Raw genomic sequence first — 23037 nt, forward strand, 5'->3', positions numbered from 1 at the left:
GAACGCTCCGATGGATGGATATCCAGCACAGGCTGTCGTGGCAATATACAGAACGTTACGCGTACGGGGGGATCCCTGACGCCAGGGGAGGGCCATCGAATGCCCTGAGTCGAACGAGATCGAAAGGGCGACGGATGTCCGACGAGAAAGAGCTCCTGCGGGGACTGCAGGCCGCGGATGGTGTGCTTCCGCAAAACGCTTCTGTGCCTGCTGAAGGCAAGGAGACTGCCGCTCCTCCCCAGCCGGCGCTTGCCATTGAAGTCACGGTGGCGCCGAAGCTGAGTCTGGCCGATTTTCAGAACGCCGTTCCCTTGATCAGAGAGCTGGCGCTGGAAAGCACGCTTGCCGAAGACACAGGACCGCTTGAGCTCTCGTTGAGCTCCATTCCCCCATTTTTCCGACCGAAGACCTGGCGTCTCGAGGCCGTCCAGGCGAGCGAGCGGTATCGCATTCGCGACCTCGATGTGCAGCTCGACGGTCAGCTGCTGACCCGACTCACGGAAGCTGAAGCGGCGACGCTCACCCTCTCTGTCCACGCAGCAGGTGGTGACGGCGAGCCGCTCGCGGAAACGTCCCGAGCTGTCGAGTTGCTCCCCCGCAATCAGTGGGGTGGCCTAGCGCATCTGCCGGACATGGTGGCGGCATTTGTTCAGCCGAACGACCCTGCGGTGGATCGCTTGCTGAAGAAGACGGCCGAATTGCTGCGCGAGCATGGGAAGGACCCGGCGTTGGATGGGTACAAGCAGGGCAAAGCCAAGCGCGCCTGGGAGTTCGCCAGTGCCGTCTGGAGTGCAGTGGCTTCCATGAAGCTGGATTACGCCCTGCCGCCTGCCAGTTTCGAGCACCGTGGGCAGAAGATCCGTGGCGCCACCCAGATCGCTGATTCGGGGCTGGGAACGTGCATGGATCTGGCGCTGCTGTTTTGTTCAACGCTGGAGCAGATCGGGTTGAATCCGATTGTGGTGTTCACGCGGGGACACGCGTTTGCCGGGTTGTGGCTCAAGCCGGAGGAATTCTCGACGACGGTGGTCGATGACGTCACAGCGCTGCGGAAGCGGCTGAAGCTCAACGAGCTGGTCTTGTTCGAGACCACCTTGGCAACTCAGCGGCCGTCCGTGCCTTTCAGCCGGGCCGCCGAAGTCGGGGCAGCACACATTGCCGAGGAGAAGGAGGACACCTTCGAGTTGGCCGTCGACATCCGACGTGCCCGATTGCAGCGCATCAAGCCCTTGTCGAGCCCAGAGTCGCTTCAGACTCAAGTGCTGGCCGACATGGGCGTCGACGACAAGGTGACTTGGGAGGAGGCGCCCGACCTTCCCGAGGACGATGTTCTGGACGGTAGCGAGACGACGCTCGACCCCAAGGACAGACTCGCGCGGTGGCAGCGCAAGCTCCTGGACCTGTCGTTGCGCAACAACCTGCTGAACTTTCGCGCTTCGAAGAGGGCCGTCAAACTGGATGCGCCCGATCCCGGATTGCTCGAAGACCTGATGTCCGACGGCAAGGAGATCAAACTCCTTCCGAAACCAGAGCTGATGGATGGGCGTGACCCGCGCAGCCAGGACATCCACGAAGGTCGGAGCAGGGAAGACCTGCGCCGGCAGTTCGCACTCGATGCACTGAATCGCAGAGAGGCGTTCATCGACCTCGCCCCGGAAGAGCTCGAGGCGCGGATGGTCGAGCTGTACCGGTCTGCCCGTTCGACGCTGCAGGAGGGTGGGGCCAACACCTTGTTCCTGGCCCTTGGTTTCCTGAGTTGGAATCGGGCGGACAAGGAGGATACGAAGTACAAGGCGCCGCTGGTCTTGATCCCTGTGGCGTTGAATCGGCGCAGTGTCAGGTCAGGCTTCTCGATGACCCTGCACGACGATGAGCCGCGGTTCAACCCGACGCTCATCGAGATGCTCCGGCAGGATTTTCAGCTGAACATCGGCATCGCAGACGGCGAGCTGCCCCGGGACGACGCCGGGCTGGACATCGCGAGGATCTGGAAGACCGTGTCGCTCGCTGTCAAGGACATCAAGGGTTGGGAGGTTTCTGAGGAAGTCGTCCTGTCGTCGTTCTCCTTTGCCAAATACCTGATGTGGGTGGACTTGGTCCAGCGCACCGATCAGCTTCGCTTGAACCCCGTGGTCAAGCACCTGATCGACACCCCGCGCGATCCCTATCCTCAAGCGGCGGGCTTTCCCAACCCGCGGGCCCTGGACCGGGACTTCGAGCCAGGACAGACCTTCTGTCCGTTGCCGGCCGATTCGTCCCAGTTGGCGGCCGTGATGGCCGCCGCCAGAGGCAAGGACTTCGTGCTGATCGGGCCGCCTGGAACAGGCAAGAGTCAGACGATCTCGAACCTCATTGCGCAATGCCTGGCAGAAGGTAAGCGTGTGCTGTTCGTCTCGGAGAAGATCGCGGCCCTGGATGTGGTCTACCGGCGCCTGCGAGAGGTGGGACTGGGTGAGTTCTGCCTGGAGCTGCATTCCAGCAAGGCACGCAAGACGGATGTTCTTGCTCAGCTCAAGAGCGCCTGGGATGCCCGAGGTGAGGTGGATACAGCGGTCTGGCACGAGGAAGCCACGCGATTGAAGAAGACGCGTGATGCGCTCAACACCTATGTCGATCGCCTTCATCACCGGCACGCGAATGGCTACTCCATCTACGACGCCATTGGCGTGGTGGTCGATGGGGCGGATGTCCCGGTATTGCCTTTCTCGTGGGCTTCGCATTCCGCCCATTCGGTGAAAGACATGGAGCTGCTCAGGGAGGTCGTGGCCAAGCTGGAGGTGAATGCGTCCACCGTCGGAGCTCCCGCCTTGGCGAACGGGCCTTTGTCCGACGTGGGACAAACCGATTGGTCTCCCTCTTGGCAGCGAAGTCTCATGGAGGCTGCCCGGAAACTGTTGGTCGAGTGTGATGTCGTGTGGGTGGCCTGCGACCGCTTCCGATCGACGATTCGGCTTTCAGAGGTGCCCCTGACGCGCCGTGTGCGGGTGGCCCTCGGCTCCTTGGCCAGGTGCTTGCCTCTTGCTGCAGGGCGTGACTGGCGATTTGCGTTCGCACCCGAGGCGCGGATGTTGGCGGAACGCCTGCTGGCGGGGAAGGACCTTCTGACCACTCACGCTGCACTGTGCCAGCAGCTGTCGAGTGGTTGGGAGCCTTCCGTGAGGGAGCAGGCCTCGAGAGCGGCGGCTCTGTTGCAGGCACGCCGTGACCTGCTTGCAAGCTTGGCAGCGCCATGGCCACCGTTCGTTCTTGAGATCCTGAGCAAAGGCCTCGGGCTGCTGGAAGGCATTCAGGCACTCCAACGATCGCTCTCGGTTCGATATTCCGATGCCGTCGAGGAATTGAACGTCTATCAGCTCAGCCGCGACCAGGCCAAGGCCAGCAAGGCCGTTTGGCCGCTGTCTTGGCTGGGCAGTCGCAAGGTACGGCAAGCGCTGGAGGCGGTGGTTGCCGGGCAGGGCGAACCCAAGGTCGCAGAGGACCTGAAGGTCCTGGTGGCTATTCGGGACCGGCGGTCGGAGGTGGCGAAGCTTGAGGTCGCCGACGAACTGAAGGGCATCTGGCATGGCCTGAAGTCCCGTGTGGATGTGTTGAAGGCCGCAGTCGCCCTGCAGAGCGCCTTGACGGCTGCTCGGGCGGAAGGGCGCTGGACGATGGATGGCTTGGAGCCACTGGTGGCGGGACGGGGGGGAGAAGCCCTCTCGGCCGAAGTCCGCAAGCTCGAGCAGCTCCGGCAACTGGACATCCAGCTGGGTGACTGGGTGGCTCTCGAAGGGAGTACGGATCACCTCTGGGCGGGATTGGAAACGGACCTGCCGGCACTGGAGGCGGCCATCGCATTCACTGGTGCGCTCTCTCAGCTGCGTGCGTCGGGCGCGTTGGCCCCCAACTTCAGCCTGGTGGCCCAGGGTGTATGTGGAGAGCGTTTGGCGAGAGATCACGCCGTGCTCAAGGAGCGCGAGGGCATTGAAGGGAAGCTGTCCGGTCTGGCGGACTTGCAGGTCTCATGTCCTGGACTCTGGAAGGGGCTGGAGACCGATCTGGAGGCGCTTCAGAAAGCCATATCCTTCCAGCGCTCCATCGCGGCGGCGGTGGCCAATCTGGCAGCCAGCCCGGAGGAAGTCACGGAGGTGTGTCATCGCCTCGAGGCACTGGTGACCGATGGCAATGCACTTCTCGATGCCGCAGGGCCGGTTGCCGAGACGGGGCGAGGCTATCTGGCGGCACTGGAACGTCTACAGCCCTTCGTCGATCGCATCGGCAGTCTTGGGGCCTTCACGACGGAGGGCCTGGCCTTCTATCACGATGCGGATCTGCATGAGATCCAACGCCGCTGCAAAGAGATCATCGCTTCGGAACACAAGCTCAATGCGTGGTGTGCGTGGCGCAAGGCCAGCCAGCAGGCGATGGCCGTCGGATTGAGTCCGCTCGTGGGCGGGCTTGTCAGCGGTGCGGTGTCGCCTGCGGATGTGCGTCGGGTCTTTGAGACCAACTACTGCCGATGGTGGCTGAATGCCGTGGTGGACAGCGAACCGGTGATCCGGTCGTTTGTCTCTGCGGAACACGAGCGACGCATTCTCGATTTCAAGATGCTGGATGGTCGTTTCACGGATCTGACCAAGGCCTGGTTGAGGGCTAATCTCTGCAAGGCCTTGCCAGCGCAGGATGACGTGACCCGAAGCTCTGAGTGGGGCTTCCTCCGGCACGAGATCACCAAGAAACGGGCGCACAAGCCGCTGCGCGAGTTGATGAGCAACATCCCGAACGCTTTGACGCAGCTCACCCCATGTCTGCTGATGAGTCCTCTGTCCATTGCGCAGTATCTGGCTGCAGATGCTGCACCCTTTGATGTGGTCGTGTTCGATGAAGCATCTCAGATCCCGGTATGGGATGCGATTGGTGCCATCGCTCGTGGCAAGCAGGTGGTGATGGTGGGGGACCCGAAGCAGTTGCCGCCGACGAACTTCTTTGATCGAGCGGAATCCTCGGTGGACGACGAGGACGTCGAAGGCGACATGGAGAGCATTCTGGACGAGTGCATGGGGGCCAGCCTGCCCACACTCGATCTTTCCTGGCACTACCGCAGCCGCAACGAGAGTCTGATTGCGTTCTCGAATCACCGCTATTACGGCGGCAGACTGGTGACCTTCCCATCACCCGTGACAGAGGATGGTGCAGTCAGCTTTCACCATGTGCAGGGCCTCTACGAGAAGGGCGGTGCGCGGGTCAACAAGCCTGAGGCAAGGGCACTGGTCGCCGACATCGTCAGTCGCCTGAGCGCACCAGGCTTCAGGGACTCGAAGCTGACGATTGGCGTGGTCACTTTCAATACTGAGCAGCAGAAGCTCATTGAAGACCTGCTCGATGAGGAGCGCCGTCGAGACCCCCGCTTGGAGTCGTATTTCTCCGAGTCTGAGCTCGAGCCTGTGTTTGTCAAGAATCTGGAGAGTGTCCAGGGTGATGAGCGCGACATCATGTATTTCTCCATCACCTATGGGCCCGACGACGCAGGCCATGTGTCCATGAACTTCGGTCCGATGAACCGAACCGGCGGCGAGCGTCGTCTCAATGTCGCCATCACGCGTGCGCGGCGGGAGTTGAGGGTCTTCTCGACGCTCAAGGGAGAGCAGATCGATCTGTCGAGGACGCAGGCCTTGGGTGTCCGCGATTTGAAGCACTTCTTGGAGTTCGCCGAGCGTGGCACTCGCGCGCTCTTCGAGGTGACGGCTGGCAGTCTTGGCGGATTCGAGAGTCCGTTTGAGGAGGCTGTCGCGGGCGCTCTGGCTCAGAAGGGGTGGACGTTGCACACCCAAGTCGGTGCCTCTGCGTTTCGTGTGGACCTCGCTGTCGTACACCCCGATGCCCCTGGCCGCTATCTGGCCGGGATCGAGTGCGATGGGGCCACCTACCACCGGTCAGCGACGGCGCGTGACCGGGACCTGCTCCGGGAGCAGGTGTTACGTGGACTGGGTTGGGAGATCTTGCGCATCTGGTCGACCGATTGGTGGGTGGACCCGAGCGGCACACTGGATCGTGTCTGTCGGCAGTTGGATGACCTTCTGGCCATCAGCCGCACGCGGCGTGCAGTGGAAGCCGAACGGGCTGCGGCAGAGACTGTGGCGCGAGAGATGATCGAAAAGGCCAGGGCGCAGATCCCGAATGGGCTTGCACCAACACCTGCTCATCTTCCTCCCGTGGACGCTGGCCATGATCCGTTGTCGGTGAAGCCGGAGGCTGGTGCTGAGGTTCCGGAGGTCTATGCTCGGCGGGTGTCTGCCGGTGAGTCGGTTGAAGCCATTGGGAGACCGGTTTACGTCGAGTGCAACCCGGCCGAGGCTGTCGAGGATGTCGACCCCAATGCCTTCTTTGACAAGGATTACGACCAACGGCTGATGGCGATGATCGCGTATGTCGTGGGGAAGGAGGGGCCTGTGCTTGATCTGGTGCTGGCCCGACGCATCTCGCGTGCCCACGGTTGGCAGCGCACCGGCAGCCGGATTCAGGAACGGGTGGAGGACGTCGCTCGGCGGATCTGCCAGAGCACCCGAGAAGGGGTGGGGACGTTCTATTGGCCAGAGACCATGGCGATGGGCAGTCAGGTGGCCTTTAGATTCCCCGAGTCAGATGCTCAGCGCTTGATGGATGAAGTGTGCATGGAGGAGCTCGTGGCCCTGGCCGCATGCGTCGTCGATCCGCTGGTCAGCGATGACGAGAATCTGGTGGCGATGGCCCGGGAAATGGGCATCTTGCGGCTGAGGGCCGCGAGCCGAGGCCGGCTGGAGGAGGCACTGCGGCGATTCCGCGAATCGCCGCCCTCCTGATGGCGGTTGGACTCGGGCCGCTCAGGCGCCCATCACCTCACCCACCCGCTTGGCCACGGCCAGCAGGTCGCGTTCGCGTTGCGGGTGGCCCACCAGTTGCAGGCCAATGGGCATGCGGTGCGGGCTGAACAGGCCGGGCACGTTGACGCAGGGGTTGCCCAGCAGGTTCCAGACGCGGCTGAAGGCCGGGTCGCCGGTGGCCGCCAGGCCCAGCGGGGCTTCGCCCGGGGCGGCCGGCACCAGCAGCGCGTCCACCCCCTGCAGTCGGGTGGCCAGCCAGCTGCGGCCCTGGCGGGCCAGGGCCTGGGCGTCGTCATAGGCGGCCTGGGTCACGGTCTGGCCGTGGTCCAGCAGCTGCACCAGCGCGGCGCCCATGCGGTCGCGGTGGGCCGCCAGCTCAGCGGCCAGGCTGCGGCTGGCCTCCCAGGCCATGATGGTCTTCTGCGCTTCGAACAGCGTGGTCAGCAGCGGCGGCAGCGCGGCATCCTCCAGCGGGATGCCGGCCTGGCCCAGGCGCTGCAGGCCTTCGGCCCAGGCGGCGGCGCCCCCGGCGTCCAGCATCGGCGCCAGGTGGGTGGGGCTGAACAGCAGGCGCGGGCGGGCCACGGCGGGCAGCGGGGCGAAGTCTTCCTGGTCCAGCGCGGCGCGCAGCAGCTCCAGGTCGTCGGCGCTGCGCGCCATCCAGCCCAGCGTGTCCAGCGAGGGCGACAGGCCCTTGATGCCGTCGAGCGGATAGCGGTCGTGCGTGGCCTTCAGAGCCCAGACGCCGCAGTAGGAGGCTGGCCGGATCAGCGAGCCGGCGGTCTGGGTGCCGAAGGCCAGCGGCACCATGCCGGCGGCCACCGCCGCGGCCGAGCCGCTGGAGGAGCCGCCGGGCGTGCGCGCGGTGTCCCAGGGGTTGGCGGTGGGGCCGGGCTGGAAGTAGCCGAACTCGGTCGTGACCAGCTTGCCCATCGGCACGCCGCCCTGGGCCTGCACGGCGCGCACCACCCAGGCATCGCGGTCGGGCTGGTGGCCCTCGTAAATGGGTGAACCGTAGCCGGTGGGCCAGGCGCGGGTGTCGATCAGGTCCTTCAGGCCGATGGCGATGCCCTGCAGCAGGCCGTTGGCCGGGCGCTCCGCCTGGGCCAGGGGCACCGCGGGGTCGAACGACTGCCAGGCCCGGACGGCCGGTTCCTGCTGCTGAACGCGGTGGATGCAGTCCTGCACCGCCTGGCGGGCGCTGAGCTGGCCGGCGCGGATCTGCTGGCGGGTGTCGCAGGCGCTGCGGCAGTGGGCGTCGGCCACGTGGGGTGGCAGAGGGGCGGTGTCCTGGGGCATGGCAATTGCTTTCGTGGCGGTGGCTCAGTGGGCGCGCTTGGCGTGCATCTGGCGCACCATCGCGTTGAAGAACTTCTCCGCGAAGCCACTGTCGCGGATCAGCTCGGCCGTCAGGTGGGCGCAGCGCTCGCCAATGCTGTCCGGCAGGGCCACGTTGTCGCCCGGGATGCTGCCGGCGGCCACCTGGATCTCGGCGGCGCGCTGCACCGTCCAGAGCAGGAAGAAGGCGCGCGGGATGTCCATCTCGCCGACGGCGATGCCGTGGTTGCGCAGCACCAGGATGTGCTTCTCACCCAGGCTGGCCAGCATGCGCGGCTTCTCGTCGGCGAACAGCGTGATGCCTTCGAAGGTGTGGTAGCCCACGCGGCCGTAGAGCTGGGCGCCGTAGAAGTCGTCGTGGCTGAAGCCGGCCCGCTTCAACGCGATGGCCGAGATCGGCGTGGTGTGGGTGTGGATCAGGCAGTGGATGTCCTCGCGCGCGCCGTGGATGGCGCCGTGCAGCGCGAAGCCGGCCGGGTTGGCGTCGTAGGGCGAGGGCTCGATCTTGTGGCCGTCGATGTCCACCTTGAGCAGGTTGGCCGGCGTGACCTCGTCGTAGTTCAGACCGAAGGGGTTGACCAGGTAATGGTCGGTGCCGGGCAGGCGGGCCGAGATGTGGTTGAAGATGGTCTCGGTCCAGCCGAAGAAGTCGACCAGGTGGTAGCAGTGGGCCAGTTGCACGCGCAGGGCCCATTCGGCATCGCTGATGTGGGCGGGCTTGAGTTCGGCGGCGTTGGGGGTGAGGTCCATGGGGCGTTCCGGGGTGGGGTGAAGCAGGAGGGCGGCCTCAGGCCGCGACGGGGGGAGCGGCCTGAGGCTGGGGCGCCTCGGCCTGGAGACGGGGTTGGCGCCAGCGCGCCAGGTCGATCAGTGCCCGGGTGGCGGGCATGGGCAGGCCGTAGTGCGCGCCCAGCTCCACCATCGCGTCGCCGATGGCGGCCAGCTCCAGCGGGCGGCCGCGCTCCAGGTCCTGCAGCATGGAGGTGCGCACCGGGCCCATCGCCGCACCCAGCTGGATGAATTCGATGGGGTCGATCTCCAGCCGCGCGCCATAGGCGCTGGCGGCCAGCATCACCTCGTGCATCACCGCGCGCACGGTGGGCAGCAGCGAGTCGCGGGTGTAGATCTCTTCGAGCGTGGCGCCGGTGACGACCGACAGCGGGTTGGAGGTGAGGTTGGCGATCAGCTTGGTCCAGAGCTTGTCGCGGATGCGCTCCAGCGGCCGGCCTTCGATGCCGGCGCTGCTCAGCAGCTGGCACACCGCCTGCAGCCGCGGCGCCAGACCGCCGCCCAGTTCACCCAGCATGATCAGGTGCGGGGTGCGTGAGACACACCAGCCCGGTTCGGGCGACTCGGCGGTGACGAAGACCACCGCGCCCAGCACCCGGTCCATCGGCAGCTGCCGCAGCAGCTGGCCGTCCGGGTCCACGGCCTGCACGGCCTGGCCCTCGAAGCGCTGGCCGCAGCGGTGGAAGTACCAGAAGGGCACGCCGTTGACCAGCGGCACGACCAGGGCGCCGGGCGCCAGGACCGGCAGCACCTGCGCGCTCAGCGCGGGCAGGTCCTGGGCCTTGCTGCACAGAAAGACCAGGTCCTGCGGGCCGAGGTCCGCGGCCCGGCTGGCGACGGGCACGCGCACCTCGGTGCGGCCGTTCAGGTCATCGAGCCGCAGGCCCTGTTCGCGCACGGTCTGCAAGGTGTGACCGCGGGCCAGCAGGCTCACGGTGTGGCCGGCGGCCGCCAGGCGGGTGGCCAGCGTGCAGCCAATGGCCCCGGCGCCGGCCACCAGGATGCGGGGCCGCTCGGGCAAGTCGGGAGAGAGCGAAGGCATGGGCGGGCGCGGTGTTCAGGCGGCAGCCTGGCCGAGGGCGTGGTAGCCGCGGTTGAAATAGGCCAGTCCTGGCAGGGCCGTTGCCCCGTCGGGCACCTGGATACGCTGCAGTTCGACGATGAAGACGCTGTGCGTGCCCACCTCGTGGGTGGCGACGATGCGGCCATCGAGGTTGACCAGGGCGCCGGCCAGCGCCGGGGCGCCGGTGGCCAGGGTCTGGGTGGGGCAGCGCGCAAAGCGCTCGGCCATCGCCACCTCGCGGTTGGCGAACAGGCCGGAGACATCCTGCTGCGCGGCGCTCAGCACGTTCACGCACAGCACGCCATTGGCGGCGAAGAAGCGGTGCGCAAAGGACGAGCGGTTCATGCACACCAGCACGGTGGGCGGGCTGTCGGTGACGCTGCAGACGGCCGAGGCGGTGAAGCCCGCCGGACCCTCGGGGCCATCGGTGGTGATGACGGTGACGGCACCGGGCAGCAGGGCCATGCCGTTGCGGAACTCGCCGACCGAAACCGGCGAAGAGACAGAGGGGGCGCTCGCGTCCATGGAAGCTCCGGGCGTAGGGTTCAGAGGTCCAGCACCAGGCGGGCCGAGCGCGAGCGCGAGCAGCACACCATGATCTGGTCGTTGGCGGCGCGCTCCTCGTCGGTGAGGTAGGCGTCGCGGTGGTCGGGCTCGCCTTCGAGCACCGTGCAGGCGCAGGTGCCGCACACGCCCTGCTCGCAGGAGACGGGCACTTCGATGCCGATGCGCTGGAGTGCGCTCAGCAGGCTCTCGGTGGGGGCCACGTGCACGGTCTTGCCGCTGCGTTGGGCCACCACGTCGAAGGCCTGGTTGGGGTTGTCGGCGGCGACCACCGGGGCGCTGAAGTACTCGCGGTGGATCTGCGGCGCGGCCAGGCCAGCGCTGGCGGCCTCGGCCATCACCCAGTCCATGAAGCCCGCCGGGCCGCAGACGTACAAGTGGCTGCCGGCGGGGGCGGCCTTGACCACCGCGGCGGGCAGCAGCTTGTCGGCCCCACCGGGCTCCTCGGCCTCGTCGAAGTGCAGCGTGACGCGATCGGCCCAGGGGACCTGGGCCAGCTCGTCGAGGAAGGCGGCCTGGGCCCGGCTGCGAGCGCAGTAGTGCAGCTCGAAGGAGGCGCCCAGCGCGTGCAGGCGGTGGGCCATCGCCAGCATGGGCGTGATGCCGATGCCGCCACCCACCAGCACGCTGTGCGGCGCGCGTTCATCGAGCGGGAAGTGGTTGCGCGGGGCGCTGATGGTCAGGCGGGTGCCGGCCTGCAGGGCGGCGTGCACCGCCACCGAGCCGCCGCGCGAGGCGGGGTCCTTGAGCACGCCCAGGCGGTAGGTCTGAGTGTCGGCCGGGTCGCTGCACAGCGAGTAGGGGCGCACCAGCCCGCCGGGCAGGTGCAGGTCCACATGGGCGCCGGCGGTGAAGGCGGGCAGGGCGCTGCCGTCGGCGGCGGCCAGGGCCAGCACGGCCACGGCCTGACCTTGCAGGCTGCGGTCGCGCACCACCACGTCCAGCGTGGCGGCGGTGGGGGAGGAGAGGGTGGCGGTGCTCATCGGCAGGTTCCTGGGCAGGGCTTGTGGGGCAAGGGTGAGAAGGCGGCGCGGGGCGGTCAGCGCATGAAGATGCCGCCGTTGAAGTCCCAGGCGGCGCCGGTGGCGAAGTCGGCCTCGGCCGAGGCCAGCAGCACCACCATGCGGGCGACGAAGTGCGGGTTGCCCAGGCGCTGCACGGGGATGGTCTTGACGATCTGGGCCAGGCGCTCGGCCGGCACCGCGGCATGCACCGAGGGCAGGTCCATCGGCCCCGGGGCCACCGCATTGACGGTGACGCCCTTGGCGCCCAGCTCGCGGGCAAAGATCTTGGTCAGCGTCAGGATGCCGGCCTTGGACGAGGCGTAATGCGCGCCCGAGGCCGTGCCACCGTTCTGCCCGGCCAGCGAGGCCAGGTTGACGATGCGGCCGTAGCCGGCCTCGCCCATCGCCGCGCCAAACACCTGGCAGCCCAGGAAGCAGCCGCGCAGGTTGATGTCCAGCACGCGGGAGAACTCCTCCGGGCTGATCTGCATCACCGGGGTGGTCAGCGTCAGCGCGGCGTTGTTCACCAGCACCTGCGGCAGGCCCCAGCCGGCCTTCAGGTGGGCCAGGGCGGCCTCGAAGTCGGCCTTGTTCAGCACGTTCAGGGCCAGGCCCTGCGCGGTGGTGCCGCTGGCGTCCAGGGCCTGGGCGGCGGCCTGGGCCCCCGCCGCATCCACGTCGGTCAGCAGCACGCGGTAGCCAGCGCCATGCAGTTCGCTGGCGATCACCTGGCCCAGGCCGGCGGCCGCGCCAGTGACGACCGCAATGGGCTGGCCAGCCGTCTCGGAAGGCATGTTCGTCATAGCGGGGCGGCCTTCAGAAGATGTAGCCGACGGCGCTGAGCGTGTCGACGGAGTTGATCATGCGCACGACCTTGCGCTGGATGCGCCAGCTGTCGCCGTGGGCGACCAGGGTCCAGGTGACGTCGGCGGTGTGCTGGTGGAACCGGTCCTTGCGGAAGTCCCGCAGGTCCTGGGCGCCGCGCAGGGTGACGGTGTCGCCGTCCTGGCTGATGACGCGCAGGCGCGAGACGCTGCGCACGGTGCGCGCGGGCGGCTGGGTGGAGACCGATTCGCCGCTGGTCAGGCGCTCCACGCGCAGACGGCGCATGGTGGCGTTGTCGTTGGCGTAGTTGAGGGTGTTGTCGAAGTCGGTGGTGTCCGGGTCGATCGGCACGATGTACTGGCCGGCGGGGACCCACAGGTCCAGCCAGGCGGCGAATTCGCCGTGGTCGAGCATGTCGGCCTCGGCCCAGACAAAGGCGGTGACGCTGTTCAGCAGGGGCAGGTTCATGGTGTGAGGGGATGTGTTGCGATGTGAAGAGGACGGTCAGCGGGCGCGGGCCTCACTCGGCGGTCATCAGCTTCTTCCACTGGCGGTAGGCGGCGCGCATGCCGGTCTCGGCGCTGACATCGCTGGCGCGGCCGTCCTCGGTCACGCGCTCGCCAGGCAGGCCGCGGTTGACCATGACCCAGAGGTTCTTGCCGGCCTGTGCGCCCTTCTGCACCCGCTCCCAGGCTTCCGAGTCATCGGGCGTGCCGAAGCCCATCGGGCCCTGGAAGTGCTCGTGCAGGCGCAGCCGGGCCTGGTTGCACACCGCCGGTCCGCCGTCCATCACGATGGCCGCGTGGTGGATCTCGGTCTCGGTCACCGAGACCGGCTGCAGCACGCGGAAGAAGGCCATCGAGCAGGCGATGTTGGGGAACAGGTTCAGGTTGAAGCCGGTGCCACCGACGGCACGCACCAGGCGGCGCACCTTGGCCTCGTCATGCCCTTCGTCACGCAGCGCCTGGGCGAGCTCTTCGAAGCGTTCGGGGATGGGGGCGTCCAGGTTGGCCTCCAGGTCCACCAGCGAGGGGATCATCACCATCACGCTGTGGCCGTTGCCCAGGTCCTCCACATAGCCCGGGCCCTTGACGAAGTCGAAGACCTGCTTGGTCTCTTCGTCGATCGAGCTCAGGAAACTCTTGTGCACCAGCGGGAAGTGGTAGGCATCGGTGGTGTTCTCCAGCTGGATCTTCCAGTTGCCGGGGAAGCGGAAGCGGTGCTCGCCGGCCACCTTGACCGGGTAGCCGCCGGCCTGCTTCATGAACAGGTCGATCCACTTCTTGGCCGGGCCCAGCCAGTCCACCAGCGGGGCGATGTCGTCGCGGAAGGTGGCGAAGACCATGCCGTTGTAGGTCTCCACGCGCAGGCTCACCAGCGGGAACTCGCCCTTGTCCAGGCAGTCACCGTAGCTCTCGGGGAAGGGCACGCCGCGCAGCGAGCCGTCCAGGGCGTAGGCCCAGCCGTGGTAAGGGCAGACGAAGCTGGCGGTCTTGCCCTTCTTGTGCTCGCAGACGGTGGCGGCGCGGTGGCGGCAGCGGTTGAGCAGCACATGGATGGCGTTCTTGCGGTCGCGCACCACGATCACCGGCTCCATGCCGACCCAGTGGGTCTTGAAGCTGCCGGGCTCGGGCAGCTCGCTCTCGTGGGCGACCCAGACCCAGCAGTTGCGGAAGATCTTGTCCATCTCCTGGTCGAAGATGGCCGGGTCGTTGTAGAGCGAGGTGTGGACGCGGTCCTCGCGGACCAGCTCGCCCAACTCGCGGGCGGAGCGCTGAATCTGGATCGGGGCAGTGGGGGCGTTCATGGTGTGCGTGGGCAAAGAGGAAAAGGGATCAGCGGGCGGGCACCGGCAGCGGCGCATCGCTGCGCCAGTGCGTCACCGGGCGGCTGAGCAGGTTCTCGGTCTCGAAGTGGGCGATGCGCCACTGGCCGTCGGTGTCGCGGCGCATCTGCAGCGTGAGCTGCGCGGCGTTCAGGTGCGAGGCGCCGCTGGCGAAGGTGGAGGTCTGCAGCATCGTCCACTCGGCGCGGGCGGTGTCCGGCCCGGTGGGGGTGATGAGCTCCGAGCAGAGGAAGTGGGCGTTGAAGGCGAAGTGGGGCGGGCGTTGCGGGCCCTCCTCGCCGGGCAGGGTGCCGCGGTAGGCGCCGAGCATGGCGCCGATGGCGGCGCGGCCGCGGTGACCCCCGAAGCTCTGGCCGTAGCGGGCGCCCTTGCCGGCCCAGATGGCGTCCTCGGTGAAGCAGTCCCGCAGAGCGTCCATCGGGGTCGAGGCATCAAGCCGGTCGCACAAGGCCATGTAGCGGTGCACGCAGGCGCGGATGGCGGCGGCGTCCTCGAAGCGCTCCAGACGGTCTTCCAGTTCAACCAGCCGCTGGGCCAGGCCGGCCAGCTCGACAGGGAGGGGAGCAGGGGTCACAGCGGGCTCCGTGCTCAGGCCGGCTTCTTCAGGCTGGGCGGCACCACCAGCTCGCGGCCGACGCGGGCCTCGATCTTGGCGTACTTCCACAGCTTGTACGGGCCCTCGCCGACCACGACGGTGCGCAGCAGGTTGCAGGCCGCGTGCACAGTTTGGATGTCGGGCACATCGGCCAGGATGTAGCAGGTCCAGGGCCAGCTGGTCGAGGGGCCGACCATGGACAGATCGTCGTCGATGTTGCCCAGCACGGTCACGCCGGGCAGCTCGGCGATGCCATTGAAGAGTTCGCCGCAGGCCAGCCAGACGGCCTTGGCCTCATCCGGGGCTGCATCGAAGAAGTTCTGGTTGATGCCAATGCAGAACAGCGCGCGCATCTGGGGGGTGGGGGTGCTCATGGAAGTCCTTTCAGGTCAGCAAAAGAGGGGGCGCGGGCTCACAGGTAGCCGGGCAGCGGCGGCAGGCCGAACAGCATCGCGCCCGCGTTCTGGTAGGTGATGTCGCCCATGAAGGCGTGCTGGGTCAGCACCTGTGCGTCGCGCACCTGCTGCGACAGCGGGCTGCTGTGGTAGACGCCGGTCATGCCGGCCTGCATCTGGATGGCACGGGTCACTTCGGCGCTGGTGCGGGCGGCGTGGGTGGAGGACAGGCGCAGCAGGCTGGTCTGTTCCGGCGTCACCTCGTCGCCCTTCTCCAGCGTGGCCCAGGCGTCGTCGATGGCCTCGTAGAAGAAGGCGCGGGCGGCCCGCAGCTGGGCCTCGGCGCGGGCGATCTCGATCTGCACCTGCGGCCGGTCGGCCAGGCGCGGCGCACCGGTGACCGAGATGCGGCCGGTGGCCAGGCCGCGCAGTTCCTCGATGGCGGCGCGGGCGATGCCCAGCCCCACCACCGTCAGCACCTGGGTGGCGAAGGACAGCGAGGGGTAGCGGAACATCGGCTCCTCGCGCTGTGACTTGCTGCCGCGCACGAAGGTCCATTCCTCCGGCACGATCACCTTGTCGACCACCAGGTCATGGCTGCCGGTGCCGGCCAGGCCGCTGACGTCCCAGGCCATCTCGATGCGGGCCTGGCTGCGCGGCATCACCGCCATGCGCGGCAGGCCGCCCTTGTCGCCTTCGAACGGCGCGATGCCCACGCCGATCACGTCGGCGCCCATGCAGCCGCTGGAAAAGCTCCAGCGCCCCGACACCTCGTAGCCGCCGGCCACCTTGGGCGCGCGCTGCGGGGGGAAGATGCCACCGGCAAAGGTCACGTCGGGGCCGCCGGCATAGACCTGGGCCAGGGTGGCGGGCGGCAGCGCGGCCAGGTAGGTCACACCCATGCCGAAGCTGGCCACCCAGCCGGCCGAGCCGTCGGCCTGGGAAATCGTCTCGATCAGCTCGCAGAATTCGTGCGCCGACTTCTGCTCACCGCCCAGCGCGGTCGGCACCAGCGCGCGGTAGACGCCGACCTCCTTGAAGCGCTGGATGATGTCCGGCGAGATGAAGCGTTGTTGCTCGAACTCCTGCCGGCGGCGGCGGATGTCGCTCAACAGCAGGTCCAGCGTGGTGCCGGAATCAGGCCCCGTGGGGGCGGTGGACGCACCGGGGTGCGTGGCGGTGAGGGAGGTCATGCGGGTTCTCCAAGGGAGGCGTGCAGGTCGAGCTGCTGGCTCAGCGAACGAGCCACGGAACACAGCCATTCGTCGGCGCCGTGGCGGGCCACCAGCTGCAGGCCCACGGGCAGGCCGTCGGCGTTGTCCAGCGGCAGCGTGATGGCCGGGTGGCCGGAAAGATTGAAGGGCCGCACCAGCGCCGTCATCGACACGGCGGCACTGGTGTCGGCAGCGTCCTCCAGCCGCGGCGGGGGCGAGGCCAGCGTGGGCAGGGCCAGCACGTCGCACTGCGACAGGGCGGCATCCACCTCGGCGCGGAAGGCGCGTCGCACGGCTTCGGCCTCGGCCAGCTGGGCATCGGTGGTCTGGCCGGCCCGCTGCAGCCGGGTGGCCACGTCCTGGCCCATGCGGCCATCGGCCAGCAGCGGGGACAGGGCGATCCAGTTCTCGCGGTTGATCACCGCCAGGCCGGCGCGGTAGGCGTCCTCGAACAGCGGCAGCGTGACCGGGTGCAGGCGGTGGCGGGCCCGGGCCAGGGCTTCGTGCACCGCGTTGCGGGCCTGGGCGTCGCAGGCCACGTCCACCAGGCCGATGTGCAGCGAGGGCGGCACCACCGGCAAGGCGTGGAAGTTCGGCACCATGGCCTGCATGGCCGCGATCAGGCTGTCCATGTCACGGGCGATCGGGCCCACGCAGTCCAGCGAGCTGCGTTCGGGCATCACGCCGCGCCGGCTCACCCGGCCGAAGCTGGGCTTGAGCCCGAACACGCCGCAGCAGGCGGCTGGCGTGCGCACCGAGCCCCCGGTGTCGGTGCCCAGGGCCATCGGCACCAGGCCCTGGGCGACGGCCACCGCCGAGCCGCAGGAAGAGCCCCCGGGCACCCGGTCGGGCCAGCGCGGGTTGCGTGGGGTGCCGGTCCAGTGGTTGATGCCCGTGGTGCCGTAGGCCAGCTCATGCAGGTTGGTCTTGCCGGTCAGCCGCCAGCCGGCGGCCAGCAGGCGGGCCACCACCTCGGCATGGGCTGTTGCGGGTGCGGCCTCGGTCAGGGTGCGGCTGCCGGCCCGGGTGGGGGCGCCCGCCACGTCCAGCGTGTCTTTGACCATGAAGCACGGGCCCTCGGCGGGGCCGAGTTGGAGCGGGAGGACGACGATGTCGGTGGACATGGGCAGGAGGGGGCGGGTGCCGGGCTGGCGTGCCGTCACCCGTGGGTGGCAAGCGGTTGGAATGGCTGCAGACGATAGGAGTGAATACGTGAATCGTCAACTAAATAACCCATGTTTGAGCCCGAGCAAATGCGGTGCGACAAGGCGGTGATAACGCCACGCATTGGGGCGCGATGCCCTGATTTGGTGGATTTTTCAAGCAATGGTCGGCGCGGCCTCCGGCGCCGGCAGGACGCTCGGTTTCCCTCGTGCGGCGCGGTGATCCGGGGCGGCGGATGCTGTGCGCTCAGCGGGATTTCATGTGTCGCGCGCGTGAGGGGGCCGGCGGTCGGGGCCCGTCTGCCAGGCGGGTGGCCCCGACGCAAGTGGCCCGCATCAGAAAAACATGAAAAGTGGCATGAAAGATGCTGATGCAGGTCAAGCTCGCTGCAGCGGTGGCGGGCCGGCTCCCCAGAATTTTTTTGGGGGCCGGCAGTGCCTCCCGCGGTGTGCGGCCTACCGTGTCCTTCCACCCCTTGGCGCCCAGAGCGCACGGAGTTCCCGATGTCCCTTCCCCGTTTCGTCCGTCCCCTGCTGCAGGGCTGTCTGCTGGCCTCGTTCGCCCTGGCCGCGCAAGCCCAGATCAAGGTGGGGGTGGTGACCTCGTCCACCGGCCCGGTGGCCCTGGTCGGCCTGCCGCAGAAGAAGACCGTGCCGCTGCTGCCGACCAAGGTGGCGGGCCAGACGGTCCAGTACATCTCGTTGGACGATGGGAGCGACCCGACCGCCTCGGTGTCGGCCTTCAAGAAGCTGATCAACGAAGACAAGGTCGACGCCATCATCGGCCCGAGCGGCTCGCCGGCCGCGATGGGCGTGATCCAGTTCGCCGCGGAAGCCGGTGTGCCCATGCTGGCCCCGGTGGGCACGGCCGCCGTGGTGGTGCCGATGAGCGAGCAGAAGAAGTGGGTCTTCAAGACCACGCAGAACGACGAGATCATCGCCCGCGCCCTGGTTCAGCACATGAGCGCCACCAAGATCAAGACGGTGGGCTTCATCGGCACGGCCGATCCCTACGGCGACAACTGGATGCGGGTCTTCTCCGCGCTGGCCGGCAAGGCGGGCATCAAGGTGGTGGGCTCCGAGCGCTTCCAGCGCCAGGACACCTCGCTGACCGCCCAGGCGCTCAAGCTGATGGGCGCCTCGCCCGATGCGATCCTGGTGGCGGCCCCGGGCAGCTCGTCCGTCCTGCCCAGCACCACGCTGCACGACGTGGGCTACAAGGGCAAGGTCTACCAGACCCACGGCGCGGCGCTGGACGACTTCCTGCGCCTGGGGGGCAAGAAGGTGGAAGGCACGATCCTGGCCGCCAGCGCGATGCTGGTGCTCGACCAGGTGCCGGCCAGCAACCCGACCAAGAAGGTGGCCACCGAGTATGTGAAGGCCTACGAGAAGCTCAACGGCAGCAAGCCGGCGACCTTTGGTGCCAATGTGTATGACGCGGGCCTGCTGCTGCAGGCGGCCATTCCGGTGGCGCTGAAGTCCGGCAAGCCGGGCACCGCCGCCTTCCGCACTGCGCTGCGCGATGCGCTGGAGCAGATCAAGGAGCTGCCGGCCACCCAGGGCGTCTACACGATGACGCCGGCCGACCACAGTGGCTTCGACGACCGCGGCCGCGAGATGATCGTGGTGAAGAACGGTCGCTGGACGCTGCTGAAGTGAGCGGGATGGACTGAGGCATGAACGCGCAGATCGCATTGCTGCTGGGACAAGATGGCGTGACCAACGGCGCGATCTACGCGCTGCTGGCCCTGTCCATCGTCCTGGTCTTCACCGTCACCCGGGTGCTGCTGGTGCCGCAGGGGGAGTTCGTCACCTTCGGCGCCATGACCATGGCCGGCCTGCAGGCCGGCCAGCCGGTGCGCCTGGCCTGGCTGCTGCTGGCCCTGGCCGTGCTGCGCCTGGTCTGGCGGCTGTGGGCGCTGCGCCCGGGCCTGCGCGCCGATCCTCAGCCCCCGCTGTCGGTCTGGGATGCCGCGGGCCCGGTCTATGCCCTGGTCCTCTGGGGCATCGCCGACCGGGTGCCCGGCCAGAACTGGCCGATGGCGCTGCAGGTGCTGTTCACGCTGGCGCTGGTGGTGCCACTGGGGCCCTGGCTGTATGACCTGTGCTTCCGGCCCATCGCCGCCGCGCATGGCCTGGTGCTGCTGATCGTCTCGATCGCGCTGCATGTGGTGCTGGTCGGGCTGGCGCTCTGGATGTTCGGCGCCGAAGGCGCGCGCACCCTGCCGTTTTCCGAGGAGGGCCTGGACCTGGGGCTGCTCAACGTCAACGCCCAGTCGCTGTGGGTGCTGGCCGCCACGCTGGCGCTGATGGTCGGGCTGTTCGTGTTCTTCGAGCGCACGCTGCGGGGCAAGGCCTTGCGGGCCACCGCGGTGAGCCGCCTGGGGGCGCAGCTGATGGGCATCTCGCCCACCGCCGCCGGCCGCACCTGCTTTGCCCTGGCGGCCTTCATCGGCGGCCTGTCGGGCACGCTGATCGCGCCGCTCACCACGCTGTACTACGACTCCGGCTTCCTGATCAGCCTGAAGGGCTTCGTCGGGGCCGTGGTTGGCGGTCTGGTCAGCTTCCCCGTGGGCGCGCTGGGCGCGCTGTCGGTGGGGCTGGTCGAGGCCTATTCGACCTTCTGGGCCAGTTCCTACAAAGAGGTCATCGTGTTCACCTTGATCCTGCCCTTCCTGCTGTGGCGCTCGCTGACCAGCAAGCACCATGAGGAGGACCGCGCATGAGCACCGCCCTGCCCATGAATTCCTCTGCTGAGACCTCCAAGACCGCGCGCCGCCCGCTGGGCCTCACGGCCCGGCGCACGGTCGGCCCGGTGTTGCTGCTGGCCTTGTTGCTGGCCGTGCCCTGGCTGCCCACCTTCTGGGTCAACCTGCTCAACAACATCGGTCTGGCGGCCATGGCCACCCTGGGCCTGGTGCTGCTGACCGGCGTGGCCGGCATGACCAGCTTCGGCCAGGCCGCCTTCATCGGCCTGGGGGCCTACACCTGTGCCTGGCTGACTGTCGGGGCCGACGTGCCGGGCTGGCTGGCACCCATCGCCGGCTCGCCCTGGCTGGCCCTGCCCGCCGGCCTGCTGGTGACCCTGGCGGTGGCGGCCGGCCTGGGCGCGGTGACGCTGCGCCTGTCGGGCCACTACCTGCCGCTGGGCACCATCTGCTGGGCCCTGGCGCTGTTCTACCTGTTCGGCACGCTGGAGTCGCTGGGGGCCCACTCCGGTCTGACCAACCTGCCGGCCCTGCAGATCGGCACCTGGAGCCTGGACCAGCCGGCCGACATGGCCTGGCCGATCTGGCTGCTGCTGGGGCTGGCGCTGGTGCTCTCGCGTCACCTGCTGGATTCGCGCAGCGGCCGCGCGCTGCGTGCCCTCAACGGCGGCCAGGCGATGGCCGAGTCGATGGGCGTGCCGGTGTTCCGCACCAAGATGGCGGCCTTCATCCTCTCGGCGCTGCTGGCCGGCGTCTCGGGCTGGCTGTATGCCTGCAACCAGCGCTTCGTCAGCCCGGCGCCGTTCAGTGTGACCGCGGGCATCGACGTGATGTTCATGGCCCTCATCGGCGGCGTGGGCCACCTGTGGGGCGCGGTGGCCGGCGCGGTGGTGGTCACGCTGGGCCGCAATGGGCTGCAGGACTGGCTGCCCAGCCTGCTGGGCCAGAGCGGCAACTACGAGTCCGTCGTCTTCGGCCTGCTGATCATCGCCTTGATGCACCGCGCCCCCAACGGCCTGTGGGGCGCCATCCACCGCCGCTGGAGCCGGCGCGTCGATCCGCGGCGGGCCCAGCCTGCGGCCTTGCCGGCCGCCGCCCCCTTGCCGCGCCGGGTTCAGCCCACCCGCGGCCAGCCGGTGCTGGAGGTGCGCGGCCTGACCCGGCGCTTTGGCGGCCTGGTGGCCAACAAGGAGATCGACCTGACGCTGCACGCCGGCGAGATCCTGGCCGTCATCGGCCCGAACGGTGCGGGCAAGAGCACGCTGTTCAACCAGCTCTCCTGCGTGGACCATCCCACCTCGGGCGAGGTGAAGTTCCTGGGGCAGAGCGTGCTGGGCTGGCAGCCCCGGCGCATGGCCGCTGCTGGCCTGTCGCGCACCTTCCAGCACGTCAAGCTGCTGCCCAGCATGAGCGTGCTGGACAACGTGGCCATCGGTGCCCACCTGCGCGGCCGCGCCGGCCTGTTGCGCAGTGCGCTGCGGCTGGACCGGGCGGAGGAGGCCCGCCTGCTGGGCGAAGCCCAGCGCCAGCTGGAGCGCGTGGGCCTGGGCGCGCTCTCGCATGTGGAAGCCGGCAGCCTGGCCCTGGGTCAGCAGCGCCTGGTGGAGATCGCCCGCGCGCTGTGCGCCGACCCCTCGGTGCTGCTGCTTGACGAGCCGGCCGCCGGCCTGCGCCTGCAGGAGAAGCAGGCCCTGGCCGAGCTGCTGCGCAAGCTGCGCACCGAGGGCATGGCCGTGCTGCTGGTGGAGCACGACATGGACTTCGTGATGAACCTGGTGGACCGCGTGGCGGTGATGGTGTTCGGCGAGAAGATCACCGAGGGCCTGCCCGCCGAGGTGCAAAGCCATCCCAAGGTGCTGGAAGCCTACCTGGGAGTTGACCTGTGAGCGCCGAGATGACCGCTGAAACCGCTGCCGAGCACCCGCTGCTGCTGGAGGTCGAGAACCTCTCGGTGGCCTACGGCAAGATCGAGGCCCTGTCCGGCGTGAGCCTGCGGGTGCGCCAGGGCGAGATCGTCACCGTGATCGGCCCCAACGGTGCCGGCAAGAGCACGTTGCTGGGCGCCCTGATGGGGGCGCTGCCGGCGCGCGACGGCCGCATCACGCTGGCCGGCCGGGTGCAGGGCGCACTGCAGGTGGAAGCCCGGGCTGAGCAAGGCCTGGCCCTGGTGCCCGAAACCCGTGCGCTGTTCGCCAGCATGACGGTGGAGGACAACCTGCGCCTGGGGGCCTACCGCTTCCGCGGCGAGGGTGCGGCCCGCCACGCGCAGGCCTTGGACGAGGTCTATGCGCTGTTCCCGCGCCTGCAGGAACGCCGCCGCCAGGAGGCCGCGACGCTGTCGGGTGGCGAGCGCCAGATGCTGGCGCTGGGCCGTGCCCTGATGGGCCGGCCGCAGTTGCTGATGCTCGACGAGCCCAGCCTGGGCCTGGCACCGCTGATCGTGCGTGACATCTTCCGCATCATCGTGCAGTTGCGCGCGCAGGGCGTGTCCATTCTGCTGGTCGAGCAGAACGCCCGCGCGGCCCTGCATGTGGCCGACCACGCCTATGTGCTGGAGCTGGGCCGCGTGGCCATGGAAGGGCCGGCCGCCGCGCTGGCCCACGACCCGCGCGTGATCGAGGCCTATCTGGGGGCCCAGGCCAAGCACCAGGAACTGCTGACCACCTGAGGCCGTTCGAGGGGCCGATCGGCCCT

17 protein-coding genes are annotated in these 23037 nt (G+C 68.4%); 5 read left to right on the forward strand and 12 right to left on the reverse strand.

Features of this window, described 5'->3' with window-relative positions:
- Window positions 1–134 precede the first annotated feature (134 nt).
- Window positions 135–6818, forward strand: a complete 6684-nt coding sequence (gene proA / locus KGA65_RS05320) for an anti-phage protein ProA (RefSeq protein WP_225862095.1) — start codon at window positions 135–137, stop codon at window positions 6816–6818.
- A 21-nt stretch (window positions 6819–6839) separates the two neighbouring features.
- Here the strand turns inward: proA and KGA65_RS05325 are convergent, their stop codons facing one another.
- The 12 genes from KGA65_RS05325 to KGA65_RS05380 are packed head-to-tail and all read right to left on the reverse strand — an operon-like array spanning window position 6840 to window position 17596.
- Window positions 6840–8138, reverse strand: a complete 1299-nt coding sequence (locus tag KGA65_RS05325; protein WP_225862096.1) for an amidase — start codon at window positions 8136–8138, stop codon at window positions 6840–6842.
- A gap of 24 nt (window positions 8139–8162) precedes the next feature.
- Window positions 8163–8927, reverse strand: a complete 765-nt coding sequence (locus KGA65_RS05330) for a class II aldolase/adducin family protein (RefSeq protein WP_225862097.1) — start codon at window positions 8925–8927, stop codon at window positions 8163–8165.
- A 37-nt stretch (window positions 8928–8964) separates the two neighbouring features.
- Window positions 8965–10008 (reverse strand): ketopantoate reductase family protein, encoded by a 1044-nt coding sequence (locus KGA65_RS05335; RefSeq protein ID WP_225862098.1) that lies wholly within the window; start codon window positions 10006–10008, stop codon window positions 8965–8967.
- Window positions 10009–10023: 15 nt separating this feature from the next.
- On the reverse strand, window positions 10024–10554 hold the full coding sequence (locus tag KGA65_RS05340) for a flavin reductase (protein WP_225862099.1): 531 nt from the start codon (window positions 10552–10554) through the stop codon (window positions 10024–10026).
- A gap of 20 nt (window positions 10555–10574) precedes the next feature.
- Window positions 10575–11576 carry a PDR/VanB family oxidoreductase gene (locus KGA65_RS05345; RefSeq protein WP_225862100.1) on the reverse strand — a complete coding sequence of 334 codons (1002 nt, stop codon included), beginning with the start codon at window positions 11574–11576 and terminating at the stop codon, window positions 10575–10577.
- Between the two features lie 56 nt (window positions 11577–11632).
- Entirely contained in the window at window positions 11633–12400 is a 768-nt protein-coding gene (locus KGA65_RS05350) for an SDR family NAD(P)-dependent oxidoreductase (protein ID WP_225862101.1), read from the reverse strand.
- Window positions 12401–12413: 13 nt separating this feature from the next.
- Entirely contained in the window at window positions 12414–12890 is a 477-nt protein-coding gene (locus KGA65_RS05355) for an aromatic-ring-hydroxylating dioxygenase subunit beta (protein ID WP_225862102.1), read from the reverse strand.
- Between the two features lie 52 nt (window positions 12891–12942).
- Window positions 12943–14229 (reverse strand): aromatic ring-hydroxylating oxygenase subunit alpha, encoded by a 1287-nt coding sequence (locus KGA65_RS05360; RefSeq protein WP_225862103.1) that lies wholly within the window; start codon window positions 14227–14229, stop codon window positions 12943–12945.
- 28 nt (window positions 14230–14257) lie between these two features.
- Window positions 14258–14842 (reverse strand): nuclear transport factor 2 family protein, encoded by a 585-nt coding sequence (locus KGA65_RS05365; protein ID WP_225862104.1) that lies wholly within the window; start codon window positions 14840–14842, stop codon window positions 14258–14260.
- Window positions 14843–14856: 14 nt separating this feature from the next.
- Complete coding sequence (locus KGA65_RS05370; protein WP_225862105.1) at window positions 14857–15237, reverse strand: IacB protein; 381 nt, start codon at window positions 15235–15237, stop codon at window positions 14857–14859.
- 38 nt (window positions 15238–15275) lie between these two features.
- Window positions 15276–16451, reverse strand: a complete 1176-nt coding sequence (locus tag KGA65_RS05375; RefSeq protein ID WP_225862106.1) for an acyl-CoA dehydrogenase family protein — start codon at window positions 16449–16451, stop codon at window positions 15276–15278.
- Window positions 16448–17596, reverse strand: a complete 1149-nt coding sequence (locus KGA65_RS05380; RefSeq protein ID WP_225862107.1) for an amidase — start codon at window positions 17594–17596, stop codon at window positions 16448–16450. The genes KGA65_RS05375 and KGA65_RS05380 overlap by 4 nt, the downstream gene beginning before the upstream one ends.
- A 543-nt stretch (window positions 17597–18139) precedes the next feature.
- Between KGA65_RS05380 and KGA65_RS05385 the strand changes: the two genes are divergently transcribed.
- Genes KGA65_RS05385 through KGA65_RS05400 form a run of 4 tightly spaced genes read left to right on the forward strand, consistent with a single transcriptional unit; the run spans window position 18140 to window position 23011 of the window.
- Window positions 18140–19294, forward strand: a complete 1155-nt coding sequence (locus KGA65_RS05385) for an ABC transporter substrate-binding protein (RefSeq protein ID WP_225862108.1) — start codon at window positions 18140–18142, stop codon at window positions 19292–19294.
- Window positions 19295–19311: 17 nt separating this feature from the next.
- A complete protein-coding gene (locus tag KGA65_RS05390; protein ID WP_225862109.1) occupies window positions 19312–20361 on the forward strand; it encodes a branched-chain amino acid ABC transporter permease in 1050 nt (349 codons plus the stop codon).
- Window positions 20358–22229: a branched-chain amino acid ABC transporter ATP-binding protein/permease gene (locus KGA65_RS05395; protein ID WP_225862110.1), complete on the forward strand. Its 1872-nt coding sequence runs from the start codon at window positions 20358–20360 to the stop codon at window positions 22227–22229. The genes KGA65_RS05390 and KGA65_RS05395 overlap by 4 nt, the downstream gene beginning before the upstream one ends.
- Before the next feature lie 8 nt (window positions 22230–22237).
- Window positions 22238–23011, forward strand: a complete 774-nt coding sequence (locus KGA65_RS05400; protein ID WP_225862111.1) for an ABC transporter ATP-binding protein — start codon at window positions 22238–22240, stop codon at window positions 23009–23011.
- Window positions 23012–23037 lie beyond the last annotated feature (26 nt).

The sequence above is a fragment of the Ideonella benzenivorans genome, from assembly GCF_020387415.1.
GTDB classification, from domain to species: Bacteria; Pseudomonadota; Gammaproteobacteria; order Burkholderiales; family Burkholderiaceae_C; genus Ideonella; species Ideonella benzenivorans.